This window comes from Gordonia namibiensis NBRC 108229 (assembly GCF_000298235.1).
Lineage (GTDB): Bacteria > Actinomycetota > Actinomycetes > Mycobacteriales > Mycobacteriaceae > Gordonia > Gordonia namibiensis.
Genome location: NZ_BAHE01000054.1, coordinates 65,060 through 80,947, shown reverse-complemented (window position 1 = coordinate 80,947; position 15,888 = coordinate 65,060). Strand labels below are relative to the sequence as shown.

The window sequence follows — 15,888 nt, the reverse complement described above, 5'->3', positions numbered from 1 at the left end:
CATGAGTTCCTGGTTGGGCTCGGGCCCACTCGTCGGGGAGCGGGTCACCCTGCGGCCGTTGACCGTCGACGACGCTCCGGCGCTCGCCCGCGTGGTCGGGGATCCGGACCGGTTCCGCTGGTCTCCCGGCGTCCCCGTCGACCTCGCCAGCGCCCACCGCTACATCGACGCCGCCAACGCCGACCCCGATGCGCGTGTGGCGTTCGCGGTCGTCGACAACGTCGACGGCCAGGTCGTCGGGTCGACGAGCTTCTACGAGATCGACCACGCCCACCGAAGTGCCTGCATCGGGTACACGTTCTATGCCGAACGTGTTCAGGGGACGACAGTCAACCCGACGGCGAAGTTCCTCCTTCTGCGGCACGCGTTCGAGGACTGCGGCGCCGTACGGATCACCTGGCACACCCACGAGCACAACGCCCGGTCGCGCGCCGCGATCGAGAAACTCGGCGCCCGATTCGAGGGACTGCTCCGCAAACACCGGCAGTTCGGTGACGGCTGGCGGACCACCGCGCTGTACGCGATGACCGACGACGACTGGCCGGCCGCCAAAGCCGAACTGCTACAGAGGATGTCCGCCTGATCCGGGCTCTCTGCCCTCGGGCCCCTTGGTGTGGTCGGGGTGACCGTGCGTCCGTCGATCCTCTTTCATCCGCGCCTCGTGGAGGTGCGTGATCCCGTCGGTCAGCTCGTTCCGTGCCCGATCGGCGTGCTCGCGCAGCGGTTGCCAATAGGTGGCGTCGAACTCCTCGACAACCTGGAACGTCCAGCGGCCGTTGATGACATTGCGTCCGACCATCTCGGTGGCGAGCGCATCCGCGATGTCGGTGTGCCCATCCTCGCGCAGTGCATCCACGGCCTCGCCGAGCAACAGGTCCGCGCGCCCGATGAGCTGATGGAAAGTGTAGAGGTGGCCACGGGCGCGCTCGACGTACTCCAACGCCTCCCCCACCTTGCCGACCGCCTCTGCGGTGCTGTCCGGGATGTTCTCGCCACGCTCAGCCATATCCGGACCATACCCACGACGGGCCCGCCTCAACCCTCAGAGGCGACGGCCGAGGTAGCTGCCGTAGACGTAGTCCTCGTCGAACCCACCGTTGATCTCACTGACCTCGCCGTTGAGTGCATGGCTGATCTTGCGACTCAGTTCACGGAATTCGGGTTGCGCCTCAGCGGATCTCGGCGCCAACGCGGAGAGGGTGCACAACCAGCGGTGGACAACACGCAGATCGTCGGTGGACAAGGGGCCGCGCACCCAGTTCGCCTTCTCCCAGGTCTGCCGCTCCCACGCCTGCCACGGGTGGTCCCATCCGGTCGGAGGCGAGATCGCGAAGAGGCCGCGCACGATGACGTCGTTGCGATCCACCCCGGCGTCCGTGCGCCAGCGGTCCACGAGCCGCGAGTAGGCAACGTAGTCGGCGGCAGTCCAGACGCCGTCGCGCAGGCCCTTCCACCCGGCGCGTCGCAACGACCGGCCCACCTTGGCCTCGAGCACCGGACTCGGATGTTTCGGGTCGCCGCCGCCCGCGAAGTACAGGAACCAGGTGAAACCACCCGGGCCGAGGCGGTCGATGGTGTTGCCGCCCTTGTCCGGTCGCAGCATCGCGTATGCCGCGCCCGGGTCGTCACGACTCGCGAGGGCGGCCTCCTGGAGAAGCCTTCCGAGGCGCTTGCGGTCCGCGGCCACGGCAGCGATCCGCTTCTTGCCGTCGGCGTTCTGCCGACCCAGGCAGAACGCGACGACATTCCACAGCAGCGCGATCGCGTCCTCCGGGGATTCGCCGGCCACCGCACCGAGCGCGAACAGCTCCTGCCGACCGATTCGACTGCCGTGCAAGGTGTTCGGCATCTCGAACTCCGCCAGCGTATCGGTCCACCACTGATGGTCGACCAGTACAGAATCGGCGAGGAGTTCGGCCGTGCGGTCGCCGGCGGCGAGCCAGTCGGTGAGGTCGTCGGGGACTGCGAGTTGCAAGGTGTTCATGGTGGATTGGACGCACCGGCACGGCGTTCGGTTCCCTCGGGTCCGCATCGAACCGCGGTGCGCGGCTACCGGATCACGAAGCCCCGGCCGAAACCGGCTCGGCCACTTCGTCTTCGACTCGTCGCACTCGTCTCGACGGCAGACGGAGCCGGATGCGGTCTGGTGCGCCGTCGAGCACCCCGCCGGCCGGGTCGTCGTACCAGCGTCCGTCGTTTCCGTGTCGGACGAGGTCGTCCTTGGGATGCCAGATCTGCCAGACCACGACCGCACACAGCACGAGGACGATCAGTCCGCGGAGCACCACCGCGGTGGTGAACCACTGGTCGGGGAGCCAGCGTCGCTCCTGGTCGAGGAACAGGCCCATCCGTGGGATCCAGACCAGCGCGTCGATCGTCATCCACGTCAAGAGCAACCGGGTGTGCGGGATCGCGAGGACCGCCAACGGCACCAGCCACAACGAGTACTGCGGACTCCACACCTTGTTGACGAGGAGGAAGCCGGCCACCGCGAGAAACGCGAGTTGCGCGACCCGGGGACGGAACGGCGCGCACAGCCCGATGCCGGTGACCGCCACCAGAACGAGGACGGTCAAACCGACCGACAGCGCGTTCAGATGGTTGATGTTCCATGTGAAACCAAGCGTGTCGGCGAGGATGCGGTAGATGGTGTCGGCATCGGCCGAGCGGTCGCCGTTGAACCGGAAGAACTCCCACCACCCGGTCGGGTACGGGATGAGGATCGGCAGGTTGACCAGCAACCAGGCGGCGATCGCGGCCCCGGCCGTTGCCCCGAACTCGCGGACCCGGCCGGACCGAAGACACAATGCTCCCAGCACCACCAGGAGCAGCGCGGGATAGAGCTTTGCGGCGGCACCGACCCCGATGGCGACGCCGGCGATCCACGGCCGGTCCCGTGACCAGGCGAGCAGCGCGACCGCGACGGCGGCCGTCGCAATGGTGTCGAAGTTGGTGAAGGCGTGCACGAAGACCAGCGGCGAGAGCGCCGCCAGCCAGACCGTCCATATCCGGGTGCGTGCGGTCAGGGCCGTCGCCCAGATCGTGACCAGCCAGAACAGCGCCAGACCGAGCGCGACGATGGTGAAGAACAGCACGACGTCGAGCGCACCGGGGACACCCCAGTTCTCCTCGGCCCACACCCAGCCGCGTGTGAGCTGCGCGGCGCCGTACATGAACATCCCGGTGAGGACCGGGTACTCCATGTAGCGCTTGATGGTCTGGCCCCCGGCGTCCTCCTGGAACCAGAAATCGCGGTAGGGCAGTGCCCCGATGTTGAGTCGTTCGGCGCCGTACAGGCTGATGACGTCGCTGTAGCAGAGGTTGGTGAACTGCCGCTGGTCATCCCAGTCGAGTCGCATCTCGGCGCCCGGCCGACCCGCCGAACCATCGTCTGGCGGAGCCTGCTGCAGACAGCTCGCCTTACCGAACCAGCCGAGGGCCAGTCCGCACAATGCGAGCGCGAACAACACACGCAGCGGTGTCAGGTGGCGGGTGCGGCCGATGACGGCATGCGCGCCCGCCGGGCCGCCGACGAGTGAACTCGCCTCGCGCACCAGGTTGTCCGAGCGCGTGGGGAGTACTCGTTCGGCGTCGACGCGTTCGTCGCGCGCCAACGGCGCAGGGCTGTCCAAGGAAGGGTCGGCTGCGTCGACAGAGTCAGCCGGGGGATCCTGGTCAGCCGACGGGCGGTTCAGGGATTCCTCCGCCGTCCTCACCGCCGGGCTGGTTGCCTCCGCGACCCGGCGTGTTCCCGCCGCCGGCACCACCACTGTCGGGCGAGTTGCCGTCCGGCGAGTTGCCACCACCGTTGCCGCCTCCACCGCGCGGGCCCCCCGGGAGCGGGATGGTGACGCCCGGTGCGAGTGTCAGGTTGCCGTCACCGCCCTGATCAGGGATCTCGAAGGTCGGTGCGGAAGGTCCGCGCGAGCGCGTCGACGGCGCGTAGGTCGTCGCCGGCGCCTCATACGGGATGCCGACCTCTCCGCCGATCGCCTCTTCGGGTTCGGGGAACTCCTTGATCTCCTTGCCCTCGAGGGCGGAGTTCATGGCCGCCTTCCAGATCTGCGAGGGCAGGCCGCTGCCGTAGATCGACGCGCCGCTGTAGTTGGTGAGCGCGGTGCCGTCGTTGGTGCCGACCCAGACCGCGGTGGACAGCTGCGGGGTGTACCCGACCATCCATGCGTCCTTGTTCTTACCGGTGTCACCGAGCTGCACGGTGCCGGTCTTGGCAGCGGCGGGACGCGCGCCGAGCGACGGGTCGTAGAGCGAGTTGCCGTTGGAGTACGCCGGGATCGGTTCGAGTGCCGCGGTCACGGTGTCGGCGACCTTGGCCGGGAAGACCCGCTTGCCCTCGTTCTTGCGCTCGAAGAGCACCTGGCCCCCGGAGTCGGTGACCTTCTGCACGAAGTACGGCTCGTGGTAGACGCCGGAGGCCGCGAGCGTCGCATACGCCGAGGCCATGTCGATGACGCGCGACTGGTACTGGCCCAGCACGACGCCGCCCTCGGGCGAGCCGTTCGCCTCCTGCAGGGTCTTCTCGATGTTGCCGAAGGACTCGGCGACGCCGGCTCGGTGCGCCGCGTCGGCGACATCCTGGGCGCCTCGCTTGAGGTCCATCATGAGGCGGTAGTAGACGGTGTTCAGCGACATCTTCATCGCGGTCGCGAGGTTGCACGAGCCGCAGCTCTCGCCGTCGGAGTTCTCGACCGTCAGTCCGCCGCTGGCCTCGAAGGGCGCCGAGCTGTAGGTCTTCGACAGCGGGATGTCCTGTTCGAGGGCCGCGATGAGCGCGAAGACCTTGAACGACGAGCCGGTCTGGAGGCCGGCCTGTGCGAGATCCCAGCCACCGGCGTTGTCACCGCCGTAGTAGCCGCGCACAGCGCCGGACTGCGGGTCGATAGAGACCACCGACGCGAGGAGGTCGTTGGGCTCCCCGTTCAGCTGGCCGTTCGGGCACTTGTAGATCTTGTTCTTGCGGCAGGCCGCCTGGACGACGCCGTTCTGCACCTGGGGGTCGATGGTGGTGCTGATCTTCAGGCCGCCGGTCTGCAGCTGCTTCTCGGTGATGCCGACGCTGTTGAGTTCTTCGAGGACCCGACGCTTGATCAGACCGTTGGGACCGGGAGTCTCGTCACTGCCGCTGACCCGCGCCTTGACGGTCTTGGGGAAGACCGCGTTGTCGGCCTGCTGCTTGGTGATGGCTCCGGTCGCGACCATGCCGCTCAGCACGTAGCGCCACCGGGCCTCGGTCGCCTCGAGGTTGTTCTCGGGGTCGTAATACGACGGCGCACGGATGACGCCGGCGAGCAAAGCCGCTTCCTCGAAGGTCAGCGGGTTTTTCTTGGCACGCGCCGGATCGGTGATCGACTTGTTGAAGTACTTCTGCGTGGCGACGGCCACGCCGTAGGCGCCGCGCCCGAAGTAGATGGTGTTGAGGTAGGCCTCGAGGATCTTTTCCTTGGACCAGCCGTGCCGCTCGTTCATCTTGGCGGCGATCGCGAGTTCCTTGAACTTGCGATCGAAGCTGCGTTCGTCGCCGACGATCGCGTTCTTGACGTACTGCTGGGTGATCGTCGAACCACCACCGGCGGAGGTGTTGCCGGTGATCTGACCGATTACCGCGCGGGACAGGCCACGCGGCGAGAAGCCGTTGTTGGTCCAGAACTCGCGGTCCTCGGCGGCGACGATCGCCTGGATCATCGTGTCGGGGATCTCGTCGAACGGCACCACCTGGCGGTTGCCGTCGGGCTGGGTGATGTCGGCAAGGGTGCGGCCGGAGGTGTCGACGATCGTCGCCTTCTGGCTGACCTCGGGTTCGGGGATCTCCGCGGTGAAGTAGGTGAAGGCGAACGCGATGATCAGCACCAGCACGATGGCCGGGACGATCGCACCCACCGCGCCGAGCGCCCAGGCGAACCGTTTCTGCCGCTCCTCCGCGGCCTGCCTGTTGGCTCGTCCGTTGTTACCGCCACCGTTGCGACCGGGACGGGATCCGGTACCGCGCGGTGTGGGCGAAGAACCGTACGCCTCGCTCATCGTCCACCTTTCCTACCGGGCCGTGCGGCGCGTTCACACCGTTGACCTCGGTCTCAATTCTCTAGCCTCGTGCCACTCCACTTTGACAGCCCGCATGAGGCCGCGGCAAAGAGCCGCAGGCCAGCGCGCTACTTGGCCACGCGTCGGGTGCGACGCGTGGTCCGCGGCGGCAGCCCGGCAACGTATGACTGCACCAAATGGTTCCAGCTGCACGTCCGACACACTTCGACGACATGCACCGAGAACTCCTCGGCGGTGGTCGCCAGCCGGGCGATCTCCTCTGCGCTCCGCGCTGAGCCGCTCACCTGGCCCAGACGTTCGCCGAACACCCAGGAGACAAGCGTGACCTGCTCTTTCCGGCAGATCGGGCACATCGTCTCGCTGGGCCGACCGTGGAACTTCGCCGCGCGCAGAAGATACGGACTCGCATCGCACACATCGGCCACGGCGGTCCGGCCCGCGTGGACCGAGGACAGCCGAGCGCGCCGCTGCAGGGCGTAGTCGACGATCTGGCGTTGCACGGTTTCAAGCGTACGTGGTCACAGGTTTGTCGTCGGCGCGACGGTCCGGGCGCTTCACCGAGACGGGTGGTCCCCCATCGCGGCCCGGGACCCGGAGTACCTCCCTCGACCGACCTCCTCGTGGACACGGTTATATCGGTGCGATACATTGGCAAACACATCGGAGCGAGGTGTTGTGCTGTCAGCACCTTCCGACACATCGACGGACCGGAGGGGGTGACGAAGTGCTCGAGCTCGCGATTCTCGGATTGCTTCTCGAAGCCCCGATGCACGGTTACGAGCTGCGCAAGCGACTGACCGGTCTCCTCGGGGCTTTCCGTGCCTTCTCCTACGGTTCGCTGTATCCGACCCTGCGTCGGATGCAGGCCGACGGTCTCATCGACGAAGCCGACGCGCCCTCGGGCATGAAGGTTCGTCGTGGGCGTCGGGTGTACCAGCTCACCGATGCCGGTCGCGCTCGGTTCGCCGAGCTCGTGGCCGACACCGGTCCGCAGAACTACACCGATGACGGTTTCGGTGTGCATCTGGCGTTCTTCAGCCGGACTCCCGCAGTTGCGCGCATGCGCATCCTCGAGGGTCGTCGCCGGCAGGTGGAGGAGCGCCGCGAAGGGTTGCGTGAGATCGTCGGACGGTCCAACCGGGCGGTCGATCGCTACACCCGCCAGCTGCATCAGCTCAGCCTGGAGTCCAGCGAACGGGAGGTCCGCTGGCTCAACGAGCTGATCGCCGCCGAGAGCTCCCAGCAGCGAGACGGGACTCCAAGTCCGTTTGATTCCGACACATTCGATCCCGACGACACCGCTCGGGACGACGCCGGAACCGAACAGTCACCTGTCGATCCGGGGCCGGGCACCGGCACCGGGCGATCCGATGACGAATTGCCAGAACCGGACTCGACGCAGAGCCGGGACGAACAGCTCGGGCACCCGAGCAAGTGAAAACACCGGTGGCGCAGCGAAGGTCTGCGACGCCGCAACAAGAAGGAGAGCCCGACCATGGGTGAGCCCAATAAGGTGCGCGTTGCCATTGTGGGCGTAGGAAACTGCGCTTCATCCTTGGTGCAAGGCGTGCAGTACTACAAGGACGCCGACGAGAACGCCAGCGTTCCCGGCCTGATGCATGTGAAGTTCGGTCCGTACCACGTCCGCGACGTCGAGTTCGTCGCCGCGTTCGACGTGGATGCCAAGAAGGTCGGCTTCGACCTGTCCGACGCGATCTTCGCGAGCGAGAACAACACCATCAAGATTGCCGACGTGCCGCCGACCGGTGTCACCGTCCAGCGCGGCCACACCCTCGACGGTCTCGGCAAGTACTACCTCGAGACCATCACCGAGGCCGACGGCTCGGGTGTCGACGTCGTCCAGGCCCTCAAGGACGCCGAGGTCGACGTCCTCGTCAGCTACCTGCCGGTGGGCTCGGAGCAGGCCGACAAGTTCTACGCACAGTGCGCCATCGACGCCAACGTCGCGTTCGTCAACGCACTCCCGGTCTTCATCGCCTCTGACCCCGAGTGGGCCCAGAAGTTCACCGACGCCGGTGTCCCGATCGTCGGCGACGACATCAAGAGCCAGGTCGGCGCCACCATCACCCACCGCGTGATGGCGAAGCTGTTCGAGGATCGCGGCGTCACCCTCGACCGCACCTACCAGCTCAACGTCGGCGGCAACATGGACTTCAAGAACATGCTCGAGCGTGAGCGCCTGGAGTCCAAGAAGGTCTCGAAGACCCAGGCCGTGACCTCCAACCTGACCGGCTCGCTCGCCGGCAAGGTCGAGGACAAGAACGTCCACATCGGCCCGTCGGATCACGTCGCATGGCTCGACGACCGCAAGTGGGCCTACGTCCGCCTCGAGGGTCGTGCCTTCGGTGACGTGCCGCTGAACCTGGAGTACAAGCTCGAGGTCTGGGACTCCCCCAACTCGGCCGGCATCATCATCGACGCCGTGCGCGCCGCCAAGATCGCCAAGGACCGGGGCATCGGCGGCCCGATCCTCCCGGCATCGGCCTACCTGATGAAGTCCCCGCCGAAGCAGCTCGCCGACGACGTCGCGCGTCAGCAGCTCGAGGCGTTCATCGTCGAGGCCTGATCCTCTTCGGAACGATCCACGACGTCCCCGTCGGGATTCGTGAGGTACATCCTCACGATCCGGCGGGGACGTCGTCGTTTCCGGCGACAAGTTCGTGAATCCGCCCGTGACCTGGTCGTCGGTGCCCGAGAATGATTCCTCGAACCACCAGTTGCCGGACGAGCGACGAGGAGACGACCGGGATGGCTTCGAAACTGATCAGGGCTTGTGTGCAGTGGCTGTCTCGGGTGTCGTGGTGATGCTCGGTCTATCCGGGGGTGGAACCGCGGCCGCCGCACCGTCACCCACGCCGGCCGCGACCGTGGTGGGCGGCTGCGACGGCGCGAAACTGGTTCAACCACGCACCCTCTCGTCGATCTTCTGCGCCGATGTGGGAGTCATCGTCTCCGACATCACCTGGCTGGCGTGGACCGACGCCTTCGCCGTCGGCTTCGGTACCGAGAACCGCAAGCTGTGCGAGCCGAACTGTGCGGCCGGGAAGGTCGCGAAGTACCCGGTCGGGATCTGGCTCTTCGCTCCGAAGAAGGGTGCGTTCACCCAGGTCTCGCTCTACTCCTCGATCACCGGTCCGCCGGAGACCTATCAGCTCACCGGCTTCGTGCGCTGATCGCACCCCGGGTCAGCTGATCTCACCGCTGTCCTGCAGCACCGTCTCCTCGGCACGATGTTCATCCGGATGCTCCTCGGCGGCGAGCCGCGGGATGAGGCCCCCGGCCAGGACATCCGAGACCTGACGCTTCGAGAGTCGATGTCGGACCTCGATTTTGCGGTCCTTGGTGACGTTGCGGACGGTGAGCACGTCGTCGGTGCCGAGCGCGTCGCGCAGGTTCTCCAGCCGCAGGGTGTCGTCCTGGTCGACGGCGTCGTAGTCGGCGGGATCGGTGAATTCGACTGCCAGCACACCGAAGTTCGCGAGATTCTGCCAGTGGATGCGTGCGAACGACTTGGCGATCACCACCCGCAGGCCGAGGTGGCGCGGCGCGATCGCCGCATGCTCGCGTGACGAGCCCTGCCCGTAGTTGTCACCGCCGATGATGATGTGCCCGGTGTCGGCGGATCGTGCTCTCTCGGTGTAGGTGTCGTCGATCCGCGTGAAGCAGAACTCGGCGAGCTTGGGGATGTTCGACCGGTACGGCAACGCTTTCGCACCTGCCGGCGAGATGTCGTCGGTGGAGATGTTGTCGCCGACCTTCAACAGCACCGGCGCCTCGACGACGTCGGGCAGGGCGTCGAGATCCGGCAGGTCGGAGATGTTGGGCCCCTTCACCGGTTCGACCTTCGTCGCCTCCTCCGGCGGTAGCGGCGGGACCAACATCGCGGTGTTGATCGAGTGCTCCTCGGGCAGGCCGAGTTCCGGGTAGGAGACATCGTTGTCGGCAGCCCACTCGCGGGGATCGGTGATCACGCCGGTCAGCGCCGATGCTGCCGCGGTCTCCGGCGAGCACAACCACACCTTGTCGTCCTTGGTGCCCGACCGCCCGGGGAAGTTACGCGGCATGGTGCGCAAGGAGTTCTGGCCGGTCGCGGGTGCCTGTCCCATGCCGATGCAACCCATACAACCGGCCTGGTGGATACGTGCACCGCTGATGACCAGGTTGGTCGTGGCGCCCATCTTGGTGAGGTCGGTGAGGATCTCGCGCGAGGTCGGGTTGATGTCGAAGCTGACACTCGACGACGTCTGCCTCCCCGCCACCATCGCTGCGGCGATCGCGAAGTCGCGGAGACCGGGGTTGGCGCTCGACCCGATGACCACCTGCGAGATCTCCTCGCCCGCGACCTCGCTGACCGGCACGACGTCGCCCGGCGAGGACGGCTTCGCGATCAACGGGACGATCTCGGAGAGGTCGATGGTCTCCTCGGCGTCATAGCTCGCGCCGTCGTCGGCGACCAGCTCGGTCCAGTCGTCTTCGCGGCCCTCTGCGCGCAGGAACTCGCGCACCGCGTCGTCGCTGGGGAACACCGTCGTCGTGGCCCCGAGTTCGGCACCCATGTTCGCGATCACGTGGCGATCCATCGCCGTCAGACTCGCCAAGCCGGGACCGTGGTACTCGATGATGCGGTTCACGGCACCCTTCACGTCGTGGCGCCGGAGCATCTCGAGGATCACGTCCTTGGCCGAACACCACGGCGGCAGTTCGCCTTCCAGCCGGACGCCCCAGATCTCGGGCATACGGATGTTCAGCGGGCGACCCGTGATGGCCAGTGCCACTTCGAGTCCGCCGACCCCGATCGCGAGCATCCCGAGTGATCCGGCGGCAGGCGTGTGGGAGTCGGAACCGACCATCGTCTTGCCGGGGACGCCGAACCGCTGCATGTGAGTGGGATGGGAGACGCCGTTGCCGGGCTTGGAGAACCAGAGGCCGAAGCGTTCGCACGCGGTGCGCAGGTACTCGTGATCCTCGGCGTTCTTCTCGTCGGTCTGCAGCAGGTTGTGGTCGACGTACTGGACGCTCACCTCGGTGCGGGCGCGGTCGAGACCCAGCGATTCCAGTTCCTGCATCACCAGCGTGCCGGTGGCGTCCTGGGTGAGGGTCTGATCGATGCGGATCGCGATCTCTTCACCGGGCGTCATGTCCCCGGCCTCGAGGTGGGCTTCGATGAGCTTCCGGGCAACGTTCTGGGCGGGCATCGCACACTCCTGATCGGCTCACGCCCGAGCCATTCATGGCTCGTGGCTGAACCGGAGTCAGAACCTGTCCGCGTCGTCGACGCGGTGACGCGCCAGGCGCTCTCGCTCGGACTGATCCCCATGGTCCCAGCGATGGTCGGCGGACGCCAGGGTCGCGTCGACGTGCGTGCGCCGAACGACTCCTCGGGTGGGTCCGGAAACCGGGAACCCGCAGGTCATCCATCCGACTCAGTGACCACGACACACCCTTCGCATAGAGTGTTGACGTTGCTCCGTACGGCCGAACAACGGGTGTACCGGACATCGACAGACCACGTACCAACAGAAAGGCACAATCTCATGGGCGTGAGCCTGAGCAAGGGCGGAAATGTCTCGCTGACCAAGGAGGCCCCGGGACTCACCGCAGTGTCCGTCGGTCTCGGCTGGGACATCCGCACCACCACCGGCGCCGACTTCGACCTGGACGCCAGCGCGATCGCACTCGGCGCCAACAAGAAGGTGCTCTCCGATCAGCACTTCGTCTTCTTCAACAACCTGCGCTCCCCCGACGGCTCGATCGAGCACACCGGCGACAACCTGACCGGTGAGGGCGAGGGCGACGACGAGTCGATCAACGTCGACCTGGCGGCCACCCCGCCGGAGGTCGATTCCATCGTCTTCCCCGTCTCGATCTACGACGCCGACGCGCGTTCGCAGTCGTTCGGTCAGGTCCGCAACGCCTTCATCCGCGTCGTGAACCGCGCCAACGGCGCCGAGATCGCCCGCTACGACCTCACCGAGGACGCCTCCACCGAGACCGCGATGGTCTTCGGTGAGCTGTACCGCCACGGTTCGGAGTGGAAGTTCCGCGCTGTCGGCCAGGGCTACGCATCGGGGCTCGCGGGTATCGCCCGCGACTTCGGCGTGAACGTCTGACATTCTCGTCGACCCGGCTGCCCGTCAGCTTCATGGATGCCGCACCCCCTGTTTCAGCGGGTGCGGCATCCGTGTGTCGTGACCACCGTCCGACGAAGCTGTCGGCCAGTCCATCTGCTCCCTAGAAAGGCCACAATCCAGTGGTAGTAAGAATTTTCGGCCTCTCCTTCGTCATAACGATCGTGGCGCTGGTCGTCGCGTTCCTCTACGGCGGCGTCGAAGCGCTGATCCTCACCGCGATCCTCGGCATCTTCGAGGTCACGCTCTCCTTCGACAACGCGGTCATCAATGCGACCGTGCTCCGCAGGATGAGCGAGTTCTGGCAGAAGATCTTCCTCACCATCGGCATCCTGATCGCCGTCTTCGGTATGCGTCTGGTGTTCCCGCTGGTCATCGTGTGGCTCGCATCCGGACTCAACCCGGTTGAGGCGCTCGATCTCGCGTTGAACCCGCCGCCCGCCGACGCCGCCTACTTCGCCGACGGTTCCCCCAGCTACGAGACGATCATCACCGACGCCCATCCGCAGATCGCCGCCTTCGGTGGCATGTTCCTGCTGATGCTGTTCCTCGGCTTCCTCTTCGAGGAGAAGGAACTCACCTGGCTGACCTGGATCGAGCGCCCGCTCGAGCGTATCGGCAAGCTGGAGATGCTCGAGGTCGTCATCGCGATCGGTCTGCTGGTGCTCACCGCCACGTTCATCGCGCCGGCCGACGAGCGGTCGACGGTCATGATCGCCGGCTCGCTCGGCATGATCACCTACATCCTGGTCAACGGACTCGGTGAGTTCTTCAACGTCGAGATCGAGGAAGAGGTCGAGGGACTCGACGAGTCGGCTGAGAAGTCCACCGGCCGTTCGGGTCCGACCGACCTGGCCAAGGCCACCGGCAAGGCGGGCTTCTTCCTGTTCCTCTACCTGGAGGTCCTGGATGCCTCGTTCTCGTTCGACGGTGTGATCGGAGCCTTCGCCATCACGGCCGACCCGATCCTGATCGCGCTGGGCCTCGGCCTCATCGGCGCGATGTTCGTCCGTTCGCTCACCGTGTACCTCGTCCGCAAGGGCACGCTCTCGGAGTACGAGTACCTCGAGCACGGCGCGCACTGGGCGATCGGCGCGCTGGCGCTCATCCTGCTGTACTCGATCGGCACGCACGTGCCCGAGATCATCACCGGCCTCGTCGGTCTGGTCCTGATCATCGCGGCACTGTTGTCGAGCATCGTCCGGCGGAAGCGCAAGGAAGCGGCCGAGCCGGTAGGCGTCTGACCCTTCGAGGCTCGTCGCTGCGCTCCTCGCACCTCAGGGAGCGGGGACACCGCAAACAGCTGCGCCGCAGATCCTTTCGGGGGTCTGCGGCGCAGTTGTCGTATGGGTCGTGCTCAGCCCTGGTGCTGCGTGAGCTGCTGGGTGATCTGCTGGTTGATCTGCTGCAGGCCCGGCACCGAGAGTCCCGGCAGCTGGCCCTGGATAGTGCGAAGGACCGACGAGTCGTCGCGCACCTTCTCGCTCGACTGCACCAGAACCGTTCCGGCGCCGGTGAAGTCGAACTGTCGTTCCTCTCCGGAGCTGATGCCGAAGCGCTGGCCGGCAGCCGCGATGAAGCTGTTCACCCACGCCTGGTCGTAGTGATGGCTCGGAGACGGGCAATCCGACCATCCGACAAGCGCTTCGGGGTCGACGCGCACGGGTGGCTCGACGAACATGACCGGCCCGTTCGACGACGCCAGGAACTTGCCGGTGCCGATCAGGGTGAGGAAGCCGGGCACGATCGACTGGTTCAGCGAGAGATCCGGCTGGAACGCCAGCAGATTCGAGGCACGGATGGTGAGGTTGCCGTCCTCGAGGTCGTAGGCGTTGATGTCGTAACCGCGGTCACCGATGATCAGCTTGCCCTGCCCCTCGGCCACCACGTAGTCGCCCAGGTACAGCGGGGCCGAGAACTGCTGCGCCACCATCTGCAGCAGCTGGCCCTGCAATCCTTGCTGGAGCGAGGTGAACTGCATCTGGCCGTAGTAGGCGATCATCGCGCCCTTGGACATGAACCACGGCTGGGTGAGGTCGATGCAGAACGAGTAGTTGTTGTCCGCGACGTTGTCGTCCGATGGCAGAGTCATCGGATTCCACACGGTGTTGAGTTGGCTCACAGCTTCTCCTCCGATGCCTGCACGTAGACGATGCCCTGTCCGGAGCATTCCAATTGCATTGCCTCGCCGCCGGTCCGGCCGACATTGCGCCAGCTGACGGTCGAGCGCAGGTTGGTGTTGACCTGTCCCGCGGAGCCGACGAAGGCCTGCGGGTCGACGGTCACCGGCGGCTTGTTCGGCGACACCTCGAGTTCGAAAATGCCTCCGTGACCGAGGATCACCGCCTGCCCCGGCCCGGAGAGCTGCGTCGTGAACATGCCCTGGCCCGTGACGACACCGGCAGCCGCGGACCGCAGGGCACCGAAGAGGCCGCCGCCTCCGCCACCACCGCCGACAGAGCCGCCCTGCGAGGCGACAGAGACCACCGATGCCTGCAGGTTGGCCCCGTACGCGAGCAGCCGAGACGCCTCGACGCGGATGGTGCCGCCGACCGCGCCCAGGTCGACGACGTGAACCTCGATCCCGAGGAATCCGTAGTGCACCTCGCCCTGGCCCTGCGCGATCATCGTCGACTCGTGCTCGCCGGCGAGCATCCGGCCGGCCATGCCGCCCACGGCACCCAATCCCGGCATGCCGCCGCCCATTCCCCCGCCGACCTGGTGCGGTTGGAAGAAGACGTTGCCCTTGTAGAAGAGCATCGCGCCCTTACGGGCGACTATCGGGCCGCTGCGACCGATGTCGACGGAGACGACCTTGCTGTTGACCTTGGTGAACATCCGCTACCCCACCCTCACCGCTCGGCCGGCTGGATCGACACGACACCGGTTCCGTCCCACCGCAACGAGAACGCCTCGCCGCTACCCTGCCCCATTACCGAGCGCCACGAGACGTCCGTGACGAAAGACTGATTCAATTGCCCACGGGCACAGACGAATGCGTCCGGGTCGACGACCAGTGGGTACTGCGGGGACACCTCGAGATGGATCAGCGGTCCGCCGTTGGACAGCAACGCGATCTGGCCGTAACCGCTGACCGTCGTCGTGAACAGGCCCTGACCCGACGACGCGCCGCGCAGACCCGCGAACGTCACATTCGTCTGGAGGTTCCCGTTGAGCACCATGAGCTGCTCGGACTCGACCTGCAGCGTCTCGTTGTTGAGTTCGATGATCGTCGTCTCGGCCGCGTTGTGGGCGAAGTAGACGATGCCGTTGCCCGAGGCCTCCATGAGGGACAACGCCTCACCGGTAGCCCGCTGCTTGAGACCGGCGAGCACCCCGTCGCCACCGCCGAAACCGGCCGACTTGAACGCGACCTGCCCCTCGTAGGCCACCATCGACCCGCTGATCGCGCGGACCGACGTGTTGTTCAGCCTGGCCTCGACCACGCGTTTGGATCGTTGTACCAACTGCATTCGACGTGCCTCTCTCGCGCCGCCGGGAGGCCGCCGCTCGGCCGCCCTCGTGTGTTCCCCGACGCCATCCCCGAATCACGGCACCACCGCCGATCGGCATCCATCACCGCCATGAGGCGACTGATCAGCTCGGCCTCGAGTCGATCGGTCCGGCCTCATACCGAGTTGAAATTAGCCGATAGCATCGTGTCGTGCCCGGAAACTTCGTA

At 66.4% G+C, this 15,888-nt stretch carries 14 protein-coding genes and 1 pseudogene; 6 read left to right on the top strand and 9 right to left on the bottom strand.

Features of this window, described 5'->3' with window-relative positions:
* Window position 1: 1 nt before the first annotated feature.
* Window positions 2-583 (top strand): GNAT family N-acetyltransferase, encoded by a 582-nt coding sequence (locus GONAM_RS20080; RefSeq protein WP_040537065.1) that lies wholly within the window; start codon window positions 2-4, stop codon window positions 581-583.
* On the opposite strand, the gene GONAM_RS20075 is transcribed toward GONAM_RS20080, so the two are convergent.
* The 5 genes from GONAM_RS20075 to GONAM_RS20055 form a co-directional block, all read right to left on the bottom strand.
* Complete coding sequence (locus tag GONAM_RS20075; protein ID WP_006868583.1) at window positions 563-1,006, bottom strand: hypothetical protein; 444 nt, start codon at window positions 1,004-1,006, stop codon at window positions 563-565. The two genes, GONAM_RS20080 and GONAM_RS20075, sit on opposite strands and share 21 nt — an antisense overlap.
* Window positions 1,007-1,042: 36 nt before the next feature.
* Window positions 1,043-1,984, bottom strand: coding sequence for an 8-oxoguanine DNA glycosylase OGG fold protein (locus GONAM_RS20070; RefSeq protein ID WP_006868582.1), 942 nt, complete (start codon window positions 1,982-1,984; stop codon window positions 1,043-1,045).
* Window positions 1,985-2,057: 73 nt separating this feature from the next.
* A complete protein-coding gene (locus GONAM_RS20065) occupies window positions 2,058-3,614 on the bottom strand; it encodes a glycosyltransferase family 87 protein (RefSeq protein WP_006868581.1) in 1,557 nt (518 codons plus the stop codon).
* 61 nt (window positions 3,615-3,675) lie between these two features.
* On the bottom strand, window positions 3,676-6,036 hold the full coding sequence (locus GONAM_RS20060) for a transglycosylase domain-containing protein (RefSeq protein ID WP_006868580.1): 2,361 nt from the start codon (window positions 6,034-6,036) through the stop codon (window positions 3,676-3,678).
* A 128-nt stretch (window positions 6,037-6,164) separates the two neighbouring features.
* The gene (locus GONAM_RS20055) at window positions 6,165-6,557 is read right to left on the bottom strand and encodes a DUF5318 family protein (RefSeq protein WP_006868579.1); all 393 of its coding nucleotides are present in this window, start codon (window positions 6,555-6,557) and stop codon (window positions 6,165-6,167) included.
* Window positions 6,558-6,781: 224 nt separating this feature from the next.
* On the opposite strand from GONAM_RS20055, the pseudogene GONAM_RS20050 reads away from it, so the two are divergent.
* The 3 genes and pseudogenes from GONAM_RS20050 (at window position 6,782) to GONAM_RS20040 (ending at window position 9,251) form a co-directional block, all read left to right on the top strand.
* A pseudogene (locus GONAM_RS20050) lies at window positions 6,782-7,560 on the top strand (PadR family transcriptional regulator).
* Window positions 7,553-8,644, top strand: a complete 1,092-nt coding sequence (locus GONAM_RS20045; protein WP_039879823.1) for an inositol-3-phosphate synthase — start codon at window positions 7,553-7,555, stop codon at window positions 8,642-8,644. Before GONAM_RS20050 ends, GONAM_RS20045 begins: the two are co-directional and overlap by 8 nt.
* A 214-nt stretch (window positions 8,645-8,858) precedes the next feature.
* The gene (locus GONAM_RS20040) at window positions 8,859-9,251 is read left to right on the top strand and encodes a hypothetical protein (RefSeq protein ID WP_245548648.1); all 393 of its coding nucleotides are present in this window, start codon (window positions 8,859-8,861) and stop codon (window positions 9,249-9,251) included.
* A gap of 12 nt (window positions 9,252-9,263) precedes the next feature.
* Here the strand turns inward: GONAM_RS20040 and GONAM_RS20035 are convergent, their stop codons facing one another.
* Window positions 9,264-11,273, bottom strand: a complete 2,010-nt coding sequence (locus GONAM_RS20035; RefSeq protein WP_006868576.1) for an aconitate hydratase — start codon at window positions 11,271-11,273, stop codon at window positions 9,264-9,266.
* 339 nt (window positions 11,274-11,612) lie between these two features.
* Between GONAM_RS20035 and GONAM_RS20030 the strand changes: the two genes are divergently transcribed.
* Entirely contained in the window at window positions 11,613-12,188 is a 576-nt protein-coding gene (locus tag GONAM_RS20030) for a TerD family protein (protein ID WP_006868575.1), read from the top strand.
* Between the two features lie 140 nt (window positions 12,189-12,328).
* Window positions 12,329-13,450 (top strand): DUF475 domain-containing protein, encoded by a 1,122-nt coding sequence (locus GONAM_RS20025; protein WP_006868574.1) that lies wholly within the window; start codon window positions 12,329-12,331, stop codon window positions 13,448-13,450.
* A gap of 113 nt (window positions 13,451-13,563) precedes the next feature.
* Here GONAM_RS20025 and GONAM_RS20020 read toward each other — a convergent pair whose 3' ends face one another.
* From GONAM_RS20020 to GONAM_RS20010, 3 genes are read right to left on the bottom strand one after another with little or no spacing between them, the layout of a single operon-like run.
* Window positions 13,564-14,328 (bottom strand): AIM24 family protein, encoded by a 765-nt coding sequence (locus GONAM_RS20020; protein ID WP_006868573.1) that lies wholly within the window; start codon window positions 14,326-14,328, stop codon window positions 13,564-13,566.
* Window positions 14,325-15,044, bottom strand: coding sequence for an AIM24 family protein (locus GONAM_RS20015; RefSeq protein WP_006868572.1), 720 nt, complete (start codon window positions 15,042-15,044; stop codon window positions 14,325-14,327). The genes GONAM_RS20020 and GONAM_RS20015 overlap by 4 nt, the downstream gene beginning before the upstream one ends.
* Before the next feature lie 14 nt (window positions 15,045-15,058).
* Window positions 15,059-15,679, bottom strand: coding sequence for an AIM24 family protein (locus tag GONAM_RS20010; RefSeq protein WP_006868571.1), 621 nt, complete (start codon window positions 15,677-15,679; stop codon window positions 15,059-15,061).
* Between the last annotated feature and the right edge of the window lie 209 nt (window positions 15,680-15,888).